The sequence below is a fragment of the Methanocalculus chunghsingensis genome, assembly GCF_018132105.1.
GTDB lineage: Archaea > Halobacteriota > Methanomicrobia > Methanomicrobiales > Methanocorpusculaceae > Methanocalculus > Methanocalculus chunghsingensis.
This window is the reverse complement of record NZ_JWHL01000001.1, coordinates 12516-34964: the sequence shown is the minus strand read 5'-3', so window position 1 is coordinate 34964 and position 22449 is coordinate 12516. Positions and strand designations below refer to the sequence as shown.

General features: G+C 51.4%; 20 protein-coding genes. 13 read left to right on the top strand and 7 right to left on the bottom strand.

The features are described from left to right. Window positions 1-18: 18 nt before the first annotated feature. Window positions 19-825 (top strand): sulfite exporter TauE/SafE family protein, encoded by an 807-nt coding sequence (locus RJ53_RS00175; protein WP_211529593.1) that lies wholly within the window; start codon window positions 19-21, stop codon window positions 823-825. Window positions 826-960: 135 nt separating this feature from the next. Further along, on the top strand, window positions 961-2244 hold the full coding sequence (locus RJ53_RS00170; protein WP_246495897.1) for a Glu/Leu/Phe/Val family dehydrogenase: 1284 nt from the start codon (window positions 961-963) through the stop codon (window positions 2242-2244). A 91-nt stretch (window positions 2245-2335) separates the two neighbouring features. Here RJ53_RS00170 and RJ53_RS00165 read toward each other — a convergent pair whose 3' ends face one another. The 3 genes from RJ53_RS00165 to glnA all read right to left on the bottom strand — a co-directional run bounded on the left by RJ53_RS00165 (window position 2336) and on the right by glnA (window position 5528). Beyond that, window positions 2336-2662 carry a P-II family nitrogen regulator gene (locus tag RJ53_RS00165; RefSeq protein ID WP_211529592.1) on the bottom strand — a complete coding sequence of 109 codons (327 nt, stop codon included), beginning with the start codon at window positions 2660-2662 and terminating at the stop codon, window positions 2336-2338. Between the two features lie 15 nt (window positions 2663-2677). Then, complete coding sequence (locus RJ53_RS00160; protein ID WP_211529591.1) at window positions 2678-3874, bottom strand: ammonium transporter; 1197 nt, start codon at window positions 3872-3874, stop codon at window positions 2678-2680. Window positions 3875-4196: 322 nt separating this feature from the next. Further along, entirely contained in the window at window positions 4197-5528 is a 1332-nt protein-coding gene (gene glnA, locus RJ53_RS00155) for a type I glutamate--ammonia ligase (protein WP_211529590.1), read from the bottom strand. Window positions 5529-5624: 96 nt separating this feature from the next. Between glnA and RJ53_RS00150 the strand changes: the two genes are divergently transcribed. The 8 genes from RJ53_RS00150 (at window position 5625) to RJ53_RS00115 (ending at window position 14097) form a co-directional block, all read left to right on the top strand. Then, on the top strand, window positions 5625-6677 hold the full coding sequence (locus RJ53_RS00150; RefSeq protein ID WP_211529589.1) for a class II glutamine amidotransferase: 1053 nt from the start codon (window positions 5625-5627) through the stop codon (window positions 6675-6677). Then, window positions 6674-8185 (top strand): glutamate synthase-related protein, encoded by a 1512-nt coding sequence (locus tag RJ53_RS00145; RefSeq protein ID WP_211529588.1) that lies wholly within the window; start codon window positions 6674-6676, stop codon window positions 8183-8185. The genes RJ53_RS00150 and RJ53_RS00145 overlap by 4 nt, the downstream gene beginning before the upstream one ends. Window positions 8186-8187: 2 nt before the next feature. Next, window positions 8188-8931 (top strand): GltB/FmdC/FwdC-like GXGXG domain-containing protein, encoded by a 744-nt coding sequence (locus RJ53_RS00140; RefSeq protein WP_211529587.1) that lies wholly within the window; start codon window positions 8188-8190, stop codon window positions 8929-8931. Between the two features lie 5 nt (window positions 8932-8936). Then, window positions 8937-9962 carry a Coenzyme F420 hydrogenase/dehydrogenase, beta subunit C-terminal domain gene (locus tag RJ53_RS00135; RefSeq protein WP_343221791.1) on the top strand — a complete coding sequence of 342 codons (1026 nt, stop codon included), beginning with the start codon at window positions 8937-8939 and terminating at the stop codon, window positions 9960-9962. A gap of 50 nt (window positions 9963-10012) precedes the next feature. Beyond that, a complete protein-coding gene (locus RJ53_RS00130; RefSeq protein WP_211529585.1) occupies window positions 10013-10801 on the top strand; it encodes a carotenoid biosynthesis protein in 789 nt (262 codons plus the stop codon). 79 nt (window positions 10802-10880) lie between these two features. Then, window positions 10881-12353, top strand: coding sequence for a phytoene desaturase family protein (locus RJ53_RS00125; protein ID WP_211529584.1), 1473 nt, complete (start codon window positions 10881-10883; stop codon window positions 12351-12353). Window positions 12354-12364: 11 nt separating this feature from the next. Further along, window positions 12365-13243, top strand: a complete 879-nt coding sequence (locus RJ53_RS00120) for a phytoene/squalene synthase family protein (RefSeq protein ID WP_211529583.1) — start codon at window positions 12365-12367, stop codon at window positions 13241-13243. Further along, complete coding sequence (locus RJ53_RS00115) at window positions 13243-14097, top strand: prenyltransferase (protein ID WP_211529582.1); 855 nt, start codon at window positions 13243-13245, stop codon at window positions 14095-14097. Before RJ53_RS00120 ends, RJ53_RS00115 begins: the two co-directional genes overlap by 1 nt. Window positions 14098-14119: 22 nt before the next feature. On the opposite strand, the gene RJ53_RS00110 is transcribed toward RJ53_RS00115, so the two are convergent. The 3 genes from RJ53_RS00110 to thpR are packed head-to-tail and all read right to left on the bottom strand — an operon-like array spanning window position 14120 to window position 16458. Next, window positions 14120-14536, bottom strand: coding sequence for a hypothetical protein (locus tag RJ53_RS00110; RefSeq protein ID WP_211529581.1), 417 nt, complete (start codon window positions 14534-14536; stop codon window positions 14120-14122). A 3-nt stretch (window positions 14537-14539) separates the two neighbouring features. Beyond that, window positions 14540-15913 (bottom strand): CCA tRNA nucleotidyltransferase, encoded by a 1374-nt coding sequence (gene cca / locus RJ53_RS00105; RefSeq protein ID WP_211529580.1) that lies wholly within the window; start codon window positions 15911-15913, stop codon window positions 14540-14542. Further along, window positions 15910-16458 (bottom strand): RNA 2',3'-cyclic phosphodiesterase, encoded by a 549-nt coding sequence (gene thpR, locus RJ53_RS00100; RefSeq protein ID WP_211529579.1) that lies wholly within the window; start codon window positions 16456-16458, stop codon window positions 15910-15912. Before thpR ends, cca begins: the two co-directional genes overlap by 4 nt. Window positions 16459-16599: 141 nt before the next feature. On the opposite strand from thpR, the gene RJ53_RS00095 reads away from it, so the two are divergent. From RJ53_RS00095 to RJ53_RS00085, 3 genes are read left to right on the top strand one after another with little or no spacing between them, the layout of a single operon-like run. Then, window positions 16600-16863 carry a glutaredoxin family protein gene (locus RJ53_RS00095; protein WP_211529578.1) on the top strand — a complete coding sequence of 88 codons (264 nt, stop codon included), beginning with the start codon at window positions 16600-16602 and terminating at the stop codon, window positions 16861-16863. Window positions 16864-16870: 7 nt separating this feature from the next. Then, window positions 16871-19054: an anaerobic ribonucleoside-triphosphate reductase gene (gene nrdD / locus RJ53_RS00090; RefSeq protein WP_211529577.1), complete on the top strand. Its 2184-nt coding sequence runs from the start codon at window positions 16871-16873 to the stop codon at window positions 19052-19054. 53 nt (window positions 19055-19107) lie between these two features. After that, entirely contained in the window at window positions 19108-21723 is a 2616-nt protein-coding gene (locus RJ53_RS00085) for an aminotransferase class V-fold PLP-dependent enzyme (RefSeq protein WP_211529576.1), read from the top strand. Here the strand turns inward: RJ53_RS00085 and RJ53_RS00080 are convergent. Beyond that, window positions 21707-22432, bottom strand: a complete 726-nt coding sequence (locus RJ53_RS00080) for a formate dehydrogenase accessory sulfurtransferase FdhD (protein ID WP_211529575.1) — start codon at window positions 22430-22432, stop codon at window positions 21707-21709. The two genes, RJ53_RS00085 and RJ53_RS00080, sit on opposite strands and share 17 nt — an antisense overlap. Window positions 22433-22449 lie beyond the last annotated feature (17 nt).

The window sequence follows — 22449 nt, the reverse complement described above, 5'->3', positions numbered from 1 at the left end:
ACAGTTGTGATCCTGTCGATGGAGCTCCTTTTCATCATCTCTATTCTCCTTCTGACCGGGATTGTCGCCGGTTTCTTCGCAGGGCTCCTCGGCGTGGGTGGCGGTTTCCTCATGGTACCGGTCCAGTATATGATCCTGGTCTCCTCAGGGATTGATCCGACACTGGCGATCCGGATCGCTTTGGGAACGAGTCTGGCGGTCGTTTTTCCAGTATCCTGTGCAGCTGCTTTTGCTCATCATTCAAGGGGCGCAATAGACTGGAATGCCGCAGTTCCAATAGGGATTGCAGGACTGATCGGAGGCTTTGCAGGAGGAACACTGGCATCACACCTCCCCGCAGAAATATTGAAACCCCTCTTTGGAGTAATGATTATCATCGCCGCAATCCGGATGGTGACCGGCACCCCGGTATGCCAGGGGAAGGATGACTCCTGCCTCTTCTCATGGACACTTCTCGGAGGGGTCATCGGCACTCTTTCAGGGCTTCTTGGTATGGGCGGGGGTATCCTGCTCGTCCCAATACTCCTCCTCTTCTTCAATCTCCCGATCCATCGGGCAGTGGGCACGTCATCTGCCTGTATTCTCTTCTTCTCTATTGGTGGGATTCTCGCCTACATCGTTCATGGACTGGGAGTCGCGGATCTGGGATCAGGATACCTCGGATATATCGACCTTCTGCAATGGATTATCCTGACAGGAACGATGATCCCACTCTCACGAACAGGTGTCGCAACAGCACACCGTCTTCCCGCAGAGAGGCTGAAGAGGGTCTTTGCCATCATGATGATGATCATCGGCATAGCAATGATAGGAATTCTGCCCTGAATATTGAGGCGATTGACAGACTTTTCAACATATTTATAAAAGGGTGGAAGGCAAGGACTTATTATTCTCACGCTGTACAGATTTAATGACGTTTGGGGAGGGATACCCCGGACGCACCGTTTTCGGAGATAGTACATGAGTGAAAAAAGAACAGAAACAACGGAGGTCCCTGAAATGTTCGACCACAGACATAACGGTCTTCCACCTCAAATCCTTGACTGTGCACGGTTCATGAATCTGGATATGCTGACGACAGAGTTGCTCTGCCACCCAATCCGTGAACTGACTGTTTCTATCCCGATCCGGATGGATGACGGACGGGTAAAGGTCTTCACCGGATATCGAATCCAGTGGAACGATGCACTCGGTCCAATGAAGGGAGGTATCCGGTACCACCCTGAAGAGACGATCGACACCGTCAGATCACTGGCCGCATGGATGACCTGGAAGACAGCGCTCCTCGATCTCCCCCTTGGTGGTGCAAAAGGAGGGATCGTCTGCGATCCGAAAATCCTCTCAGACAGAGAGCTGCAGAGGCTGACCCGGAAATATATCCAGCGGATTGCACCTTTCATCGGCCCCGAGACCGATGTACCGGCGCCTGATGTCGGAACTGATGCACGGGTAATGGGATGGATGATGGATGAGTACTCACGGCTTGCGGGCAAGTTCCAGCCAGGTGTTATTACTGGCAAGCCAATACAGATTGGTGGTGCACTTGGAAGGACAGAAGCCACAGCACGTGGAGGTATCGCAACCATCAGTGAAGCAGCCCGGGAGCTGAATATCCAGCTGAAAGATGCAACGGTTGCAATACAGGGCTTTGGAAATGCCGGAGCCAATGCGGCATATCTTGCACGAAACCTCCTCAATGCACGGGTCATTGCGGTATCCGATTCACAAGGAGGCGTCTACCATGCTGAGGGCTTAAACCTTGAAGAGGTGACTGCCCAGAAGAAGAAGACAGGCAGCGTCGTCGGATCTCCAAATACAGAGAAACTGAACGGTGATGACGTCTTCACCCTTGAGGCAGATATCGTCATTGCAGCAGCGCTTGAAGATGCGATCACCCCTGCAATCGCCGAGAGGATGACCCCGAAGATCGTCGCCGAGCTTGCAAACGGACCGACAACACCTGAAGCGGATCGGATTCTCTTTGAGGAAGGCGTCCATGTCATCCCTGATATCCTCTGCAATGCCGGAGGAGTAACAGTCTCCTTCTTCGAGATGATTCAGAACAAGACATTTGATGCCTGGACCGAGGAAGAGGTTAACCAGAGGCTTGAGAAGAAGATGATCAAGGCATACCGTGACGTCTTCCAGATGGCCAGGACAAGCGGTATTACCATGAGAAAAGCGGCATATGTCGTCGCCTCAGAACGCATCATTAATGCAATGAAGCTTCGCGGCTGGATATAATCGTTAGAATATGATGAGGGGGACATTGTAGGGCTCCATCTGCCCCCCTCACCATGGTGGGAGATAGTACACTGATGGAGCCCATCTGTTTTTAGTTACCTTCGTGGTTTCGGACCCAGTACTCCCCCTCGACAGGCAGAACGAAGATCCGACCATCCCCGACCTTCCCCGTCATTGCACTGTTTTTAATGATCCCAACTATCTTCTCGACATCCTCGTCCCTGCTGAAGATTTCGATCTTGATCTTTGGGATGAGATTCACCTTCATCACTCCACCACGGTACTGAAGGGTGATGCCCTTCTGGGCACCCCGCCCCTGTACCTCCGATATCGTCATGGCTGTAAACCCATTCTCTTCAAGAGCCTTCTCAACGACTTCATACCGCTCAGGCCGAATGATTGCCTCAATCTTTTTCATCTCAGAGTTCCTCCATCAGTTTGCGACTTTCTCCCCATGCTGGGAGATGTCAAGGCCGACATACTCTTCCTCTTCGGTTACCCGCAGGCCTATCGTCTTATGAACCACATAGGCGAGGATATAGGTGACGACGAAGGCATAGATAACCGCGGCTATCGCATCGATTGCCTGAATCCCAAACTGAGCATAGTTTCCATAGAGGAGACCATCAACACCACCTATTGCAGCTGTTGCAAAGATACCGGTCGCCAGGGCACCCCAGAAACCTCCGACACCATGGATGGCCCATGCGTCCAGAGTCTCATCAAGTCCTTTTTTAATCCGCCACAACATCGCTTTGTAACATACAAGTCCAGAGATGAAACCTATTGCAATGGCCGAAAGGGGATCGACGAAACCTGCAGCAGGAGTTATCGCAACAAGTCCGGCAATTGCACCTGAGATCATTCCAAGTGATGATGGTTTTCCATGGAGCCATGCAGCAAACATCCATGAGAGGGCACCAGCCGCCGCGGCAGTGTTTGTCACAACGAAGGCACTTGCGGCCAGTCCATCAGCAGCAAGGGCTGAACCGGCGTTGAATCCGAACCACCCAAACCAGAGGAGTGCTCCACCGAGCAGGGTCATCGGGATGTTATGTGGTTCCATTGAATGGGTACCAAAGCCGATCCGTTTTCCGATGACAAGCGCAGCAGCCAGAGCACCAAACCCTGAACTGATATGAACAACCGTTCCCCCTGCAAAGTCCAGTGCTCCAAGCTGGTGAGCCCAGCCACCACCCCATGCCCAGTGAGCAAGCGGATCATAGACGAGGGTCGTCCAGAGAAGGCCGAAGACGATGAATGAGCTGATCTTCACCCGTTCAGCAAGAGCTGAGGTCAGTATCGCAAGGGTCAGCCCGGCAAAGACCAGCTGGAAGACCATGAAGAGGAGATCCGGTATTCCATCACCTTCCATGCCGACACCAGCAAGCCCAACATGATCCAGATTACCGATGAAGCCCCCGACATCCGGCCCGAATGCAAGTGAATACCCGATCAGTACCCACTGAACACTGACCACCGCAAACGATATCATCGCCAGCGCTATCGCTGAAATGAAGTTCTTCCTCCGTACCATGCCACCATAGAAGAGCCCAACACCGGGCGTCATCAGCATAACCATTGCAGTTGCAATCAGCACAAAGGCGGTTGCACCTGAATCAAGTTCCATTCTGTTTCAACCCCATTTCCGAGTTTGTTCAATCAGCACATGGCCACCTCCGGGGATACCCCGGGCAGATGGACCACCAACGTCAGATATGAAGGATTGATGAAGCCCGAAAGGCATGGACTCATCTCCCTTCACACATGACATAGAAGGAAGTTATCTTCTATTGTTTATATAACTTCCTATAAACGATCCAGAAAACAGTCCTTTCAGCATTCAAAAGCGCCGAAAAGAGACGGGATCAAAAGTGAGGACAACACATACAGAGATCAGGCTGAATAATACAGCTCCGCAACCGGTCTGAAAAAGAAAAGGGAGGGTGGTTTTAGTAGGTCGAGAGGTACCGGTTCGTCTCCCAGTCGGTGACGGCGGTCCTAAACGAGTCCCATTCAATCTCTGCGATTGAGTTTAAGTTCTCAGTCACATGAGGACCGAGGGTGGCGCAGATGAGAGCATCCTGCATCATGTATTGGTTGGCCTCTATGAGGCTTCCTGGCAGGGTGTAGATCCCCTCATTGTTCCGCTCTTCATTTGTCATATGGAAGATGTTCTTATCCGCGCTTGCAGGGGGCTCAAGCTTGTTTTTGATCCCATCAAGGCCTGCGGCAAGTATCGCCGCAAAGGTGAGATACGGATTACAGGTTGGATCAGGGCTCCTCAGCTCAACCCGGGTGCTCCGTCCACGGGGAGCAGGCACACGCACAAGCGCAGTCCGGTTGGAGGCGCTCCAGCCGATATAGACAGGAGCTTCATACCCCGGAACAAGCCGCTTGTAGGAGTTGACCGTCGGATTTGCAAGTCGGGTGATCCCCTTCACATGCTTCAGCAGGCCTGCAATAAACTGCATGGCGGTCTCTGAGAGCTGCTTTGGCGCATCAGGATCATAGAATGCGTTCTGGCCATCCATTGTACCAAGGGAACAGTTGGTATGCATTCCTGAACCATTAATCCCAAAGATTGGCTTAGCCATGAAGCTTGCATGCAGCCCGTTCTGCAGAGCAATCGTCTTTGTTGCATACTTGAAGGTGATGACATTATCTGCCGTCGTGAGGGCATCACCGTACTTGAAATCAATCTCATGCTGGGATTTCGCCACCTCATGATGGGACGCCTCGATATCAAAGCCCATATCAGTGAGGGCAATGATGATATCCCGCCGGACATCCTCTGCAAGATCCGTCGGGGCGAGATCGAAGTATCCTCCGACATCCTGAAACTCAAGAGATGGAACTCCATTCTGTTGCTTGAAGAGGAAAAACTCAAGCTCCGGGCCGGTGTTGAAGATATAACCCATTTTTTTGGCTTCCTCAACCTGCTTCCTGAGAATATACCGGGGGTCACCCTCAAATGGAGCTCCTTTTGGAGTATATACATCGCAGATGAACCGTGCAACACGGTTCTTCTCAGAGCGCCATGGCAGAATCTGATATGTCGAGATATCCGGCTTTAAGACCATGTCAGACTCCTCAATCCTGGCAAAGCCCTGGATAGAAGAACCATCAAAGCTTATCCCGTCGGTCAGTGCCTTCTCAGCCTGCTTCGCAGGGATAGCAACATTTTTTGACATCCCAAGGATATCAGTGAACTGAAGACGGATGAACTGCACCCTGTCTTCCTCTATCTTTTCCAGGATCCTGGACACACTGTCTCCTGTCATATGGAAGATTACTTCTACTGATTACTATAAATATTTAATGGAACAACCATATAGATACCAGATAATGAGGTTATATTCAGCCTCGTGTGATTACCCATGTGTGGAATTATCAGTGTCATAGACAGATCCAGATCCGGGATGGATGGATCCAGCATTAAAAAGGCCCTCTCTCTGATGGATGAACGGGGAAGTGGCGAAGGGGCCGGTTATGCTGCATACGGAGTGTACCCCGATTATGCAGAGTATTACGCACTCCATATCTTCTACGATAACCTTGTGGAGCCGAAGGTCGCAGTTGATGAGATACTCAGAAAATGGGGTCATATCGAAGATCAGGAAGAAATTCCAACTGTTGAACAGCCTGATCTCAGACGGACCCATATTCCATGGCGGTACTTCTTCAAGCCTGATATATCCCTGATGCCGGGAAGCAGGACACCGGATGAGGATATCGTGATGAAGCTCGTCATGCAGATTAACACGACAATTCCCGGTGCAATAGTCTTTTCATCAGGGAAAAATATCGGCGTCTTCAAGGCATCAGGCTGGCCTGAAGCGGTGGCAGACTTTTACCAGATCGAGAAATATGAAGGGTATATCTGGCTTGCCCATAACCGATATCCAACAAACACATCCGGGTGGTGGGGTGGAGCACACCCCTTCAACCTCCTCGACTGGAGTGTGGTGCATAACGGTGAGATAACCTCGTATGGCACTAACCGCCGTTATATTGAAAGTTACGGCTATCGGTGCACAATGTATACCGATACCGAGGTCGTTGCGTACCTCTGTGATCTCCTCGGACGAAAACATGGCCTACCTGAAGATCTGATGGTCCGGGCGTTCGCCCCTCCATTCTGGGATGAGATCGATCAGATGCCGGATGAACAGCAGAGGCTGAATCAGGCGATCCGCCTGACCTATGGATCCGCATTGATGAACGGACCCTTTGCCATCGTTGTTGCAACAGCTGAGGGCATCGTCGGTTTTACTGATCGTATCAAGCTTAGGCCCCTCATCGCTGCGGAATCAGGAGACCGCTTATACATATCAAGCGAGGAAGCGGCGATCAGACGTATGGAGCCAGCCCTTGATCGGGTCTGGATGCCAAAAGCCGGGGAGCCGGTCATTGGGAGGGTCAGGATATGAGTCTTGGATCAGTACCGATGAAGTTCAAGGTCAGGATTGATACCGACGAGTGTATGCTCTGCGAGCGGTGTATCGAGAACTGCCCATACGGAACATATCGCCTTGAAGGCGAGAAGATTCATATCGACTCGCGCCGATGCGTTGCCTGTCACCGGTGTGTTGCGATGTGTCCACGTGACGCAATAACCATCGAGGAGAAGCCGATCGACTATAGGAGCCATCCGGTCTGGAGCAGGGAGGCGCGTGAGGCGATCTATAATCAGGCACGAACAGGAAAAATTGTATTAGCCGGGATGGGAAATGCACAGGATCTCCCGAGCATATTCGACCGCCTGCTCCTTGATGCCTGCCAGGTAACCAACCCAAGCATCGATCCCCTCCGCGAACCGATGGAGCTTCGGACCTATCTTGGGAAGAAGCCACGAAAACTGGATCTTCACCGGAATGATAAAGGGGATGTTCTGCTCAAGACAACCCTTGCGCCAAATCTCCGCATAAACACACCGATCATGATCGGGCATATGAGCTATGGCGCAATCAGTCTGAATGCCCAGCTATCGATGGCACGTGCAGTTGCGGATCAGGGCACATTCATGGGAACAGGCGAGGGTGGATTACACCCGTCACTCCGTCAGTACCAGGATAATATGATCGTCCAGGTCGCTTCAGGGCGGTTTGGTGTTGATATTGACTACCTGGAACGTGGAGCAGCCATCGAAATCAAGATAGGGCAGGGGGCAAAGCCTGGTATCGGCGGCCACCTGCCGGGAGAGAAGGTCGGACCTGACGTCTCACAGACCAGGATGATCCCGGAGAGGAGCGATGCGATCAGCCCTGCGCCCCATCATGACATCTACTCGATAGAGGATCTCAAACAGCTCGTCCATTCCCTGAAAGAGGCGACCGAGTGGAAGAAGCCTATCTTTGTAAAGATTGCCGCCGTCCATAATGTCGCGGCCATTGCATCCGGAATTGCACGATCATCTGCCGATGCCGTCGTCATTGATGGATTCAGGGGAGGCACCGGGGCCGCACCACGGGTATTCCGGGATCATGTCGGCATCCCGATCGAGGCTGCCATCGCGGCAGTTGATCAGAAGCTCAGATCACAGGGTATCAGAAATGAGATCTCGATCATCGCCTCCGGAGGCATCCGGGATGCAGCCGATGTAACAAAAGCGATCGCGCTCGGAGCTGATGCCATCTATATTGGAACTGCCGCATTGATCGCTATGGGTTGCAGGGTCTGCGGCACATGTTATCGCGGGCAATGTCCCTGGGGCATCGCAACCCAGATACCCGGACTGACGAAACGCCTTAATCCGGATGTCGAGTGGCAGCATGTCGCCAACCTCTTCAAAGGCTGGACGCTTGAGATCAGCGAGCTGATGGGTGCGGCCGGGATTAACAGTATCGAGAGCCTGCGTGGGAACCGCGACAGGCTCAGGGCGTATCTGCTTGACGAGGCGATGATGAACGTCCTTGATGTCAAGCCGGTGGGGGCATAAGTATGAGGAAGGAGATCGTGATCGATGCAGACGGACTGCACTATACACCCCTGAACAAGAAGATTCGATCCGCTGTCCAGGACGGAGTGTCGCAGATTCGGATCGATAATGTCCTTGGCCAGCGGTTCATTGCCGATGGACTGAAGGGCGAGGTTACCATCACTGTCAATGGAATTCCGGGCGGGGATCTCGGGATGTTTATGAGCGGTCCTACGGTTGAGGTCTTCGGCAACTGCGACCATGCACCAGGCAACACCATGGATGCAGGGGAGATTATCATTCATGGAAGTTCCGGAGATGCCACAGCCCATTCGATGCGGGGAGGAATGGTAATGGTTCGTGACGATATCGGGTACCGTGGGGGGATCCATATGAAAGAATATGGCGAACACCGCCCGGTCCTGGTCGTCGGTGGAAATGCCCGTGCCTTCCTTGGAGAATATATGGCAGGAGGACTTGTGATCATTCTTGGATTGCAGGAGAAGAGAGTCCTGCCGGATCGCGGAATCGGATCAGGGATTCATGGAGGCGAGATATTCATACGGGGTGACGTTCCCGAACGCCTCCTTGGGGTCGGTGCGAAGAAAGCAGAAGCAACAGAGGAAGACAAAGCCCGGATCATTCCCTTCATCAGGCAGTATGCCGAGCGGTTTTCTGTCGATCCGAGTCGTCTCATTGAAGATGGATATACGAGGATAACCCCTGCAAGCGGCCGGCCGTTTGCAAATAAATATACCTGGGAGTGAGTGTGGTGTCAGGAAGTAATTATCAGGACCTGCAGCGTGAAGTGTGGAATACCGGCCGTTGTTCTGGTTGCGGTGCCTGTGTAGCGGTCTGTCCGGCCGACGCTATCGTATTCTGTTCAGATCAGACCATCTGTCCGGAGAACAGGTTCTATTGTAAAGAGGTCGTCGATGGTGTCCCCTGCGGCGCCTGTTATGCCGTCTGTCCACGTGTAGGAACGATACAGGGGCGCGGCCTTCTTGGGGAGTACCGGTCAATAATTGCAGCGAAGGCCGGATCCGAGATCCCACATAAGCAGAGCGGTGGTGCGGTGACAGCGATTCTCGCCCACGCTTTAGAGACGGAAATGATAGATGCAGTTGTCACCGTCACAGAAGATCGGTTTACGCTGCAGCCACAGTCAGTCGTCATCACATCATCAGGAGATCTTATCCGGCATGCAGGAAGCAGATACGCCTGGTGGGTTCCGCTCCTTGCAGCCCTGAAAGAGGCCGTTCTGAAGAAGAAATGCAGACGTATCGCGGTCATCGGCCTCCCCTGCGTCACAGAAGCGCTTGCTCTGATGAAGAAGAGCGACAACGATCTTGTGCGGCCATACGCCCGCTCCATACGGCTCGTACTGGGTCTCTTCTGTACTGAGACATTCGATTACGATCATCTTGTCGGAGACATTCTCGGCAGGCGCCATCATCTCATGCCCTACGATATTGAGAGGCTCAATGTCAAAGGCGGTCTCGATGTGACAAAGACGGATGGAGGGGTGATCAGGATTCCCCTGAAGGAACTGGAGGAGGCGATCCGGCCTGGATGTACAATCTGTACAGATTTAACGGCAAGAGAATCGGACATCTCAGCAGGGGCAATCGGATCACCGGAAGGGTATACGACACTCATCATCCGGAGCGGGGTGGGAGAGGCGTTTGTACACTCTGCCATCGCTGCGGGGGCACTCATCGCGGATGAGACGATTGACCGGCAGCCAATTGAGTCTCTTGCCGCAAGGAAGGCGGCACGAGGAATCCCACGGGGATAGTATCAGCTACCCGGAAATCCTTTTTTATCATCAGGGGATAGTATCCGTTCATGATGCGGAGAAATCTTACGACAGTCCTGATGGTTATATCAATCGTTCTTTTTTTGGCAGGGTTTCTGATCATACGATTCGATACGGATATTAATATTCCCGCTATCTCAGGGCTTTTTATCATCGCAATCGCCCTGCCCTCCTATTTCATTCTCTGTAAGGAAGCCGGACTGTGGAGAGGGATTCTTCTCCTGACGATCCTCAGCATCATTCCTCTCATTGTTGAGGCACAGGCGATTGTCACAGGTCTGCCCTATGGTGAATTTCACTATTCTGATAATCTCGGGTTTCTGCTCTTTGATCTCGTTCCATTCACCGTTGCTTTCGCCTATCTTCCAATACTGCTTGGTGCTTTTACTATTGCCTCACATCTTGCAGGTACGCATCCCTGGCGCCTGATCATTGGAGGTGCCCTCCTGCTCGTCCTCATTGATCTTGCCATTGATCCGGCGATCGTTCATGCAGGGCTCTGGATATGGCCAGGTGGAGGCTGGTATTATGGAGTGCCGGCCATCAACTTCCTTGGCTGGTTGCTGACAGGACTCATTTATTCCGGAATACTCTATCTCGGGATGAAAGAGAGACTGATATGCCAGAGACCGATTGCCATAGGTATGGCATCCAGTCTTCTTCTGATCATCTCATTATGGACCGGGTACCTCCTGTATGCCGGATTACTCATCCCATTCATTATCGGGGCCATACTTCTTATCAGCCTCCTGTATCTGACACAGATAGACCCACTCTTCCCTGAAGATGAAATATCACCAGAAAACCTCAAAAAATAGATTTATTAATGAGATATGCAATTATAGTCTATAAAAGATAATAATAACAACATAATTATAAACAGAGGAGCGTGCCTGGATGAAACTGATTATTGTTGGAGCAGGATTTGGAGGGCTTTCGGCGGCTGCATTGCTTGCCAAAGAGGGGTTTGATGTCACCGTCATAGAGAAGAATGAACAGCCGGGTGGCAGGGCAGGTACTCATAGAGACGGGAGGTATGCATTCGACATGGGACCGTCATGGTATCTGATGCCGGATGTCTATGAGAAGTTCTTCGCTGAGTTTGGGAAGAAGCCAGAGGATTTCTATGATCTGGCCCGCCTCGATCCGTCCTACAGGATTTACTTCGAAGAAGGGCCGACCATCGACATCGCATCAGATGTGTCAAAAAACCTCGCCTTATTTGATACCTTCGAAAAAGATGGAGGAGAGAAACTCAGAAGATACCTCAATGAGGGAAAAGAGAAGTATGACCTCGCAATTGGGCAGATGTTGTACCGGGACTATCGATCCATCTTTGATATGTTCGATCCCCATATGATCCTGGAAGGGAGAAAATTTCATATCTTCGAAAGCCTCGATTCCTTCGTTAAAAAACGTTTTTCAAGCGATGAAGCACGCAGGATCGTACAATATTCTGTCGGCTTCCTCGGCAGCTCGCCGAAGAATACGCCTGCATTCTACCATATGATGTCCTATATTGATCTGAGCATGGGGGTATGGTACCCGGATGGTGGTATGCGGAAGGTTGTTGAAGGGATCTATGATCTCGCCAGACAGAACGGTGCCTCATTCCGTTTCAATGAACCCGTCACCTCGATAGATGTCAGCGACGGTGTGACAACCGGTGTTACCACCTCAAACGATACATATGAAGCAGATATCGTCATCGTCAATGCGGATTATCCGCATGCTGAGATGGCCCTGCTTGAACCACAATATGCCACCTATCCGGAGAAGTACTGGAAGAAGCGGGAGATAGCACCGTCCGCATTTGTCGTCTATCTTGGTATTAACAAGAAAGCAGAGTCTCTTGCGCATCACACCCTCTTCCTCGATAAGGACTGGGAGGAGAACTTCCACCGCATCTTCGACCCTGCACAGGCTGAATGGCCCGAGAGTCCGTCATACTATGTGAATGTCCCGTCAAAGACCGATGCATCGGCTGCCCCTGAAGATGGAGAGGCACTCTTCATCCTTGTCCCTCTTGCACCCGGCATCCCGGACTCGCCGGAGATTCGGGAGAGATTCTACAACCAGATCATCGATCACATCGAATCAACAACCGGGGAGAGCATCAGAGATGCAGTCGTAACGAAGAGGATTTTTGCATTGGGCGACTTTGAGGAGCGATACAATGCATACCGTGGAACAGCACTTGGGCTGACACACTCCCTCTTCCAGACAGCTTTCTGGCGGCCGGCACACCAGAGCAGGAAGGTTGAGAATCTCTACTATACCGGCCAGTATACCCATCCCGGGATCGGCGTTCCGATGACGCTGATATCGTCGCAGATCATTGCCGATGAGATCGCCGGACGAAAGAGATAGCGGGGATATGAATGGATACGACATTATTATCGATATTCTATGGTGGAAGCAGGACGTACTTCTACAGTACACTCTTCTTTCCCCGCGAGATTAGAAGAGATGTCTTCATCCTCTACAGCTTCGTCCGTGTGGCAGATGATTATGTTGATGCCATCCCCCAGGAGACTGAGGCGTTTTATTCATTCGTTGATACCTATGAGAGGGCGGCATCTGGTGAGATAACCGGGAATGTGGTCATCGACGGGTTTGCAGATCTGGCTCTGCGCCTCTCTTTTGAACCCGGGTGGGTTGATGCCTTCCTCAGATCCATGGAGATGGATATTACTGTCAGCCACTATGAAACAGAGGAGGATCTCCTCGGATACCTGTACGGATCATCCGAGGTTGTCGGCCTGATGATGGCACGTATCCTCAGACTCCCGGAGAGAGCAGATCATGCAGCCCGCCTGCTTGGAAGAGCAATGCAATATATCAATTTTATCAGGGATATCCCCGAAGATCTAAGATTGGGAAGGCTCTATTTCCCGGTGGAGGAACTCAGTCAGTTTGGGCTTGCGAGCCTCGATGAGGATCATATACGGCGCAATCCTGAGGCATTCGACGCATTCCTGCAAAGACAGATTGAGAGGTATGAGATATGGCAGGAAGAGGCAGAGAAAGGATTTTCTTCAATTCCAGCCCGATCTCTTATTCCGGTGAAGACGGCATCCGATATGTATACCTGGACTGCCCGTGTAATTCAGACGCGTCCCTCAATCGTCTATGAACGAAAGGTGAAGCCCTCAATTCCACGGATCGTCGCAACAGCCCTTGGAAATACCATTGCAATATCCTCCAGAAGAGCCTGTGGAACCGCTCCATGGCTTTGCTCCCGCAAGAGTGAAGAGTGATGTCTGAGAACCTTCTCTCTCTTGCATTTCGCATCTCCAGAGTACGATTCTGGATATATACTGGTGGAACCTATGTTGTCGGATTTGCCCTCGGGATGGCATCCTGGGAGGCATTTCTTCGGCCAGAATATATGATCTATCTCTTCTACTTCTTCATCCCCGCAAATATCTTCATTTATGGCGTCAATGATTATTTTGATCAGGAGACGGACAAAAATAACCCTAAAAAAGATGTACAGGAGTATCGATGGCAAAAGAAGGATCAAAAGGGTCTCTTCTTCCTCCTCACCCTCGTTGCAGGCATCAGTTTCATCCTCCTTGCCACCCAGGCAGACTGGACAGAACGGGTGATCTTCTCCATCTTTCTCTTCCTCTCATTCTTCTATAGCGCCCCACCCCTGCGCTTTAAAGAGCTGCCAGGTCTCGATTTTGCTTCAAACATGCTTTATATCATGCCAGGGATATTCGGCTATTACCTTGCGTCAGGGTATCTGCCACCATGGTTCCTTATTCTTGCTGGGTTTTTCCATATAGCCGCCATGCATCTCTTTTCCGCCATCCCGGATATCGGGTATGATAAAAAAGCAGGTCTGCAAACAACAGCAGTTGTATTGAGTGAGAGGCCATCACTTCTCCTCTGTCTCCTCTTCTGGGCGAGCCTCTCCATAATTGTCATATTTGCTTCAGGAATACACCCGGCAAGCCTCCTTGTACTGATATACCCTGCAATTCCTCTCCTGTTGCTGCTGAAGAGAGACGTTGACATTAAGATACTATACTGGTATCTCCCGGCAATCAATACAACACTCGGCGGACTTGTCTTCATTGCAGCAACCCTTCATACATTCGGATAGGAGATGACCATATGGTCACCATTCACCGTTTTCGATTTCGGGGAGCACGTTTTGATCGTCTGCGAAGATAGTCGGCCATCTCTGGGGAGAGGTCCTTCTTTGAGAGAAGATATCGCCTCTTCTCTTCTATGGTAGCTGATTTCAGCTCAAAATTGTGTTCCTGCTCCTCCACCATGAGATCAGATAATGGGATGACCCGCTTCCTGCCTGACCCCATCATCAGAAGCGTCATATGTGTCTCGCTGAGGAGGAGCGATCCGGGATAAAGGGTCACAAGCATGAACCACATGTAAATAAAGACAAGACCAGGGAGTGCAACCAGCCAGTAGGGGCTCCGCATCGCCAGAAGAATAATAAAAGCGGAGGCGGAGGCGATCCAGAGCAGCAGATAAAACCAGGAGACACGGACGGTATGCTGATTAACGCTGACCTGATTCACACCCTACTCCTCGCCAAGCCTCATTATCCGAACGCCAGGGCCTGAACGTTCGAAGAAGTTCGCAAAGAAGACTGCAAGATCTTCAGTCCAGCAGTCTTCACCACTCTTAAGATCCCATCCGATCATCATCGACTTTCTGACATGCTTCCCGAGGGCAGCATGAAGAAGAGTCTCTGATGAGAGAAGCTCGGCCGCTTTCGTATATGGCCGCCGTATCTCGACCACATACCGACCATCCTCGATAAAAGGTCCGGAGAGGGGTGAGTCATCAAGATATTTCTGCACAAACTTTTCAGCGTTTCCACCATTCCAGACAGGGGGTCCGATATGCCGGACAACCGGCGGCACTGTCTCATTGAAGAGTTCAAAAAGGAGAACCGATACATCATCTCCCATAAAACAGTCAGTCCTGTTAACATGGAAACCATTTCGCAGAAGGAGATCTGCTATTGCAGTAAGACTTTTCCGAAGTTGGGGTACGACTGTGTCGGGGACATATGCCGGAGTCCCAAAGTTCAGGAGATAGAGTTCGGTCCCCCGTTCCTCCAGAGCCATTATGAGCTGATTCCTTGAGAAGGAAACGGGCTGGCGGCAGGAGAAGAAGGCATCGGAAGGGGCGGCACGATATGCCCGGACAAGCTCAATGAATTCACACATCCGATCAAGTGAAAGGGCGGCGGCGACATTCCTGTTGGGATCAGTGGGATCGACCACCACAAGCGGCTCATCAAATGAACGGGTCCGGTGATTCTCAGGATCGATGAGACATCCGGGTCGCCATGCCGCCGCCGCTTCGATGAGCGGCCGGAACCCGCCATAATAGAGGATGAGGAGTTCACAGAGATATCCGGAGAAACCTTCCGTCATATGGTCTGACCCATAGACACCTCCTGCTTTGGTGAACTGCTTTAAAAGGAGGGCATCATCGACAAGAGGTGGAATACGGGGGGTGATGTACAGAGTATGAAAGGGTGTTCTGTCAACCGCGCTCTTGATCTCCCGTGCTGAAGCGACATGATAGCAGGGAACGAGATCACAGTCGAGATCATAGATGCGGGCATTTAAATATGGATGTTCGGCATACTTCTCAACAGCTGTTCCCCCGAAGTGATCAACGACATTTCGCGCGATTCTGATTCCCTCTTCAGCAAGATCATCACGTGGGAGATCGGGAGGGAAGAGCATGAATATATCAAGATCACGGTCTCCCCTGACGAATGTGCCCCGCGCCACTGAGCCGACAACCATCGATGGCCGGTTGTGCTCTTCGCTAAGATACCGAATGATCTCATCTGATATTGCGCGAATATGTCGGACCTCTTCGGGTGTCGGCCTGATACGGGAGAGGACATCCTCCTCAAGCCTGGTTCGGGTCATAACGTCACCTCGGCAAGTGTCTCGTAAACAGGGCCGCGGGGGGTGAGGGTGCTCTTCTTCAGAAGAAAAGACGAGACGGGCATTGATGCACACCCGGATGATTCAGAAGAAGAGATCTCTCTGAGCTGACCAGGGAGATCAGGATGAAACTCCTTTACCCGCGCAAGGGTGATATGCGGACGAAAAGGACGAGTTTCAGATGGAAATCCAAGAGGTTCAAGGACAGATTCGATCATACCGGCAAGCTGAGCGCTCCGGCCGCCATCCCGGACTTCTGTCCAGATGACACGCGGCCGACGTGGATTATTGGATGCTATTCCCCGGATATCAACCTCATATGATGGTGAGCGAATGGTTTTGAGCGCGGATATGATCGATGTGATGCGATCTCCCGGTACTTCTCCAAGAAATTTCAGTGTTATATGCAGAAGAGAGGGATCAACGATTGCAAGTCTCCCCTTCATTCCGATGAGAGGATTCTGCAGGGAAGACAGGGCATCCCGGCAAGAATCGGTTATATCAATTGCGATAAACAGCCGGACCATAGCAATTACCCAGTTAATCAGTGTTTATGAAGGTTAAGGTTTCACCTGCCATCATATACAAAAAGGATAGTTGATATTACAAAAGGGCAAAGTAGTTTCTTAGCCAGAACCAATAGATCATCACAACCCGGGGTACTCCTTATGTCAGATAGTAAAAATATCATCGTCTATTCACTCGAAGTCTGTCCAAATTGTGAAATACTCAAGAGCTACCTCCAGAAGAAGGAGATTATGTATACAGAACGAAGCCTCGATGATCCCGAAGCACTGACCGATCTCCGGATGAACGGTATCTTTGTGATGGAAGCACCTGTCCTCCAGATAGACGAAGAGTATCTCACTTCAAAAGAAATCTTCGCACATGGAGAGGTACAGAACTCTGTCGAAGAATTATGTAAACGGTGAAGGCCGAATGAAAGATACACGCCAGTCGACCCTCGACGGAGCATTTCGGCCCGCTATGCCGAAGGTCAGGACCTCGTTTGGCCACATGATGGACTGGGACCGGACAAAAATCGAGAACCAAATCCTTCAGGAGACACGGCTTGTCCAGACCTTTTATGGGAGGGAAGGGGCGGAGCGCGAGCTCGCCGAGCGGATTGCACTTGAAGTTGAAAACAGAATAAAAAAGCTTGGACTCACCTTTCTCTCAGGCCCTCTTATCCGTGAGATCATGAACATGACCCTCCTCGAAGAGGGGCTGGTCGACTACCGGAACGTCTGCACACGGGTCGGAACTCCTGTTTTTGATGCGCACCTGATCGATGTCGGCAGAGGGTTTGAGTCCAAGGATAACTCCAATCTTCAGGAGAATGCCGAAACTTCGCATAAGAAGAAGGCTGACAAGATCAGTAAGGAGCAGTATCTCCTCCAGCTCCCTCCGGAGTTGGCCGATCTTCACCTCACAGGAGATATGCACATCCATGACCTGGAATATTTTGGGAGCAGACCATTTTGCCAGGATTGGGACCTCCGCTACTTCTTCTACTATGGCCTGATGCCGGATGGAAACGGGACCAAAGCAAGCGTTGCAGGTCCTGCGAAACGCCCGGAGGTTGCCGTTCTGCATGCCGTCAAAGCCCTTGGATCTGCTCAGACAAACTTTGCCGGGGGTCAGGGATACTACAACTTCCTCACCTTCCTCGCACCCTATGTCGAGGGGATGAATAAGACCGAGATCAAACAACTGATGCAGATGTTCGTCTACGAGATGACCCAGATGATGGTCGCCCGTGGCGGCCAGGTGGTCTTTTCATCGGTTCAGCTCTCACCAGGTGTTCCAAAACTCTGGCGTGACAAGCCAATCGTCTTCAAAGGAAAAGTCTGGAACGGGGAGCAGGCGCCGCTACGGACCTATGGGGAATTTGAACGAGAGGTACGGCTCCTCTTTGCTACGCTTATGGAAGTGATGCTTGAAGGGGATGACTGGGGGAAGCCCTTCAACTTCCCAAAACCTGAGATCAGTATCGAGCCCGATTTCATCGATGAAGACGAGGATTTCAACCGCGACCATCAGGATATCCCGACATACCGGGAACTCTATCTGATGACCTTCGAACTCGCCTCGAAGTTCGGAACACCCTACTATGATAACCAGCTCCCGGAGTACCGTGGGGCAGGTGAGGGAATATCCTGCTACCAGTGCTGTGCATATCAGTTCTCAACAACAGCCGCAAATGACACCAGCTTCGATGATAAGCTCAATTTCCAGAATGGGGCACATTTCTCGATGGGATCCTGGCAGGTGATATCAGTCAACTGTCCACGAGCAGCATATCGGGCCGATCATGATGATGAAGCACTCTTTGCAGAACTGCGGGGCATGATGGATTCGGCGGTCTCAATATTCCGGATCAAACGCCGCTGGATGGAACTTGTCCGGGCAAACGGCAGGATGCCATTTGCAATGCAGCGACCCAAAGATCCCATCACGCATGAGCGTGGATCAGTTGCAGTCGATCTCGAAGGGCTCGTCTATACCATCGGGATTGTGGGCGTCAATGAGATGATTCAGCATCATACCGGATCCCAGCTTCATGAGACGAAGGAAGCCTTCCGTTTCGCAGTTCGAACGATGACCGAGATGGAACAGTACGCCAAGAAGCTCTCGGCTGAGCACGGAATGACAATTGCACTCGCCCGAACCCCGGCAGAGACGACAGGACAGCGATTTGCCGTCGCCGATCTCCTTGATGAAACCTTCCGGCCATATGCGCTCAAGGTTGTGAAAGGCGACACGAAGAACCTCCTGGAGAGGGCGAAGAAGACGCTTGATCTCCCGGTCTATTATACAAACGGTATCCACGTCACCCCCTCTGCACCGGTGACACTCACAAAGAGGATGGAACTTGAACATGTCTTCTTCCCGATTGTTGATGGAGGCAATATCTTCCACATCTGGCTTGGAGAGGCACGACCTGATCCCCGGGGTCTGATGGATATGGCGATGAACCTCTGTAAAAATACCCAGATTGGATACTTTGCCTTCACTCGTGATCTGACCGTCTCACTCAAGCAGTTCACCGAATACCACTCAGATACAACACCCGAGACTGCTGGAAGTATTTCTTCCGCCGATCGACGGGTACTCATCTGAGATTATATCCCCACCATATCTTTCATTGTCTCAAACAACACACATATCAGACAATGAGAGAGCCTGCCGTCAAGAAGATCCTTTTCTGGTGTGACACCTGCAATATTCCCCTCCTCGGTCGAAGATGTGGATGTGGAGCTGAGGGACGAAGTATACCCCTTCTTGAACCCTATGATCTCAGGCCTGCACTCAGAGCGGATATGGACCTCATAAGAGCTCTCCTTTTGGCACAATTTGGTGATATCCCGATTCCAAAGATCGTTATCCTGAATAAATCGGGCGGAACGGACAGGGCAGATCTCATCATCATGCATGGGAGGCGATTCGGATGGCTCCTCTTTGATCCGGTGAAACGAAGATACTCCCTTGACATCGTACCTGAGGCTCTTCCCTTCCTCCTCCCCTTTGCAAAAAAAGGTATTCTGCAACTGGACGAGCACCTCGACCAGACCAGCAAAGTCCGTATCGGGGGAAAGCGGTTCCCTCTTAAAACCCCGGTTCCCGAGGGTACATGCATCATCTCCTATAGAAAGAAATACGGAACCGGCATTGTAAAGGAGGGTCATGTACGAGTAAAGGAACTCGGACAGGTGGATCCGGTAACACCAGATAACCCGGACTGGAAGAAGGTTATCGAACAGAACAGGTACCATCTTAAGCTCCTTGAACGGGATGCCCTGCGGATCATTAAAGCCCATATACATGATCGTCCCGTCGCAAATGTCTCATTCTCGGGTGGGAAAGACAGCACGGCAGTCCTCCATCTCGCCCGGAAAGCCGGTGTCACGTCAGCTTTCTTCATTGACACAGGGATCGAGCTTCCGGAGACGATTGCGTATATAGAATCCATGGGGGTTCCTATCATCAGAAAGGCTGGTGACTTCTTCGCAGCAGTCGAACGAGCCGGACCGCCGGGGAAAGATCACCGGTGGTGCTGTAAGCTCCTCAAACTCCACCCGCTCCGACTATATCTCTCAGAAATAGGACCTTGTGTTACATTTCAGGGAAATCGATGGTATGAGTCATGGAACAGAGCAGATCTCGAAGAGACGAGCCAGAATCCTGCAAACCCACTCCAGCTGAATGTCTCACCGATCAGAAACTGGCGTGCACTTGAAGTCTTCCTTTACCTCTGGTGGCAGAATGCAAAAATCAACCCCCTCTACGAGATGGGACTTGAACGGATCGGTTGTTATCTCTGCCCTGCGATGCTCGAGAGCGAATACGAGACTATCAGAAAGATACATCCGGATCTCACTGATAAGTGGGATTCGTTCCTCAAACGATGGGCGATGAAGACCGGGATGCCGAAGGGCTTTACGGAATATGGCCTCTGGCGATGGAGGGCACTCCCACCAAAGATGCGGGAGCTCTGCCGGGATCACGGAATCACCGTAGAAAAAGACTACACACTTCGTTCAATTCCTGCTGAGGAGAGAAAGATACCGGATATAGCGGAGGAAATAGTTTCCATTGATGAACCCGGGTATCCGATCGCAAAGATACGGCGGGATTTTCCGATCGTCCATGAGGCAATCTATCTCGATTCGGCGGCGATGAGCTTCTCTCCTGAGCCGGTCGTCAATGCTCTTATTGAATTTGAACACCGGTACCGTGCCAATGTTGGTCGTGGAGTCCACAGGTTCACACAGATAGCAACACAGCGATACTGGCATGCCCATACGAAGGTCGCACGGTTCATCCATGGGGAGGCAGGGACAACGGTCTTTACAAAGAATACAACCGAATCCATCAACATGGTCGCTTCAGGGCTGGATTGGCAGCCCGGGGATCGGGTCATCACAACCATCCTGGAACACCATTCAAATCTTCTCCCATGGCGTGCACTGGCTGCCAAAGGAGTCGAACTTGAGATTATCGGGATCAATAACGATTATACTCTGAATATCGATGAACTGAAAGAGACCCTTTCAAAAGGGGCAAGGCTCGTTGCGATAACCCATGCATCAAATGCTATCGGAACCATCACACCAGTCAGGGAGATCGGGCGGCTCTGCAGAGACCACGGGGCGCTCCTTCTCATCGACGCCGCACAATCAGTGCCGCATATTCCATTCAGTCTCCAGGAGATCGATTGTGACTTCTGCTGTTTCTCAGGTCACAAGATGCTTGGACCAACAGGAACCGGTATCCTCTGGATGAAGGAGCAGAATATCAACCCTCTCATTCTGGGTGGAGGAATGGTCGAGTCAGTCTCACAGGATGGCTACCAGTCTGTCGAGGGATATGGCCGTTACGAAGCCGGAACCCCGAATATCGCAGGTGGAATCGGACTTGGTGTGGCTGTCGACTATCTCGAAGAGATCGGGATGGAGGCGATCAGGCAACATGAGGAAGAACTCACAACACGCCTGATAGATGGCCTTTCAAGATTCAAAGGGGTTACTATCTATGCACCAGCAGAGCCAGAAAATCGCATCGGAGTCGTCTCATTTACCATCGACGGGCTTCATCCCCATGAGGTTGCAGAGCGGCTCGATGCCGATGCCGAGATCCTGGTCCGTTCAGGGTACCACTGCTGCCAGCCGCTGATGGAGAGACTCGGACTCCCTGAAGGTACTGTCAGGGCGAGTATCGGACTGTACACAACAGAGAACGAGGTTGATCTCCTGATAGCGGCTATCAAGGAGATCAACCAGGGACGCTGATCCTCTCCGGATGAGTATAGAGGACCAAGGCACCATCTGAAGAGAACGTACCGAGCGTGAGATTCATCTCCCCTGCAATACGAACAGCAAGATCCGTTGGTGCAGATCGTCCAAGAAGAATCGGAATGCCTGCAAGGAGACTCCGACGTACTAGCTCTGAAGAGATCATGCCGGATATGATGAGGAACGTCTCGGAGAAGGTGATATCTGCCTTTAACCCGGAACCGATAACACGATCAACCGCATGGAGGATCTCAAGGTCCTCCGATCGAATAATCACCCCATCTTTACCACAGAGGAATGCCCCGGCAGGAAACGGGGTATCAGTGGAACAGTCCATCAGAGCAGAAGAAATATCAGAGAGAGAGAGGGAGAGCCCGGATTGGATCGAAGGAAGTTTTGAGAGATCGATATAGGATGTACTCCCCCCACATCCGGAGAGAACTGTCTTTCTTCTGCCGGTAATCCTGAAGGGATCGGTCGTCAGGACGCTGACCCGGTTCTCCTCAACCCTGATGGATTCGATATCCTTCAGAGTTCTGATGATCTCTTCTGAGAAGAGATGCCCGATGACAAACTCCTCGACAGAGTCGGGGATGATGATCGGTGTTGCTGCATACCGTCCGTTGACAAAAAGGGCGATGACACGTTCACGCAGGCGGGGTGACTCATCATCTATGCATGTAAAGGAGACGATTATCTTCTCCATCTATATATCCTGATAAA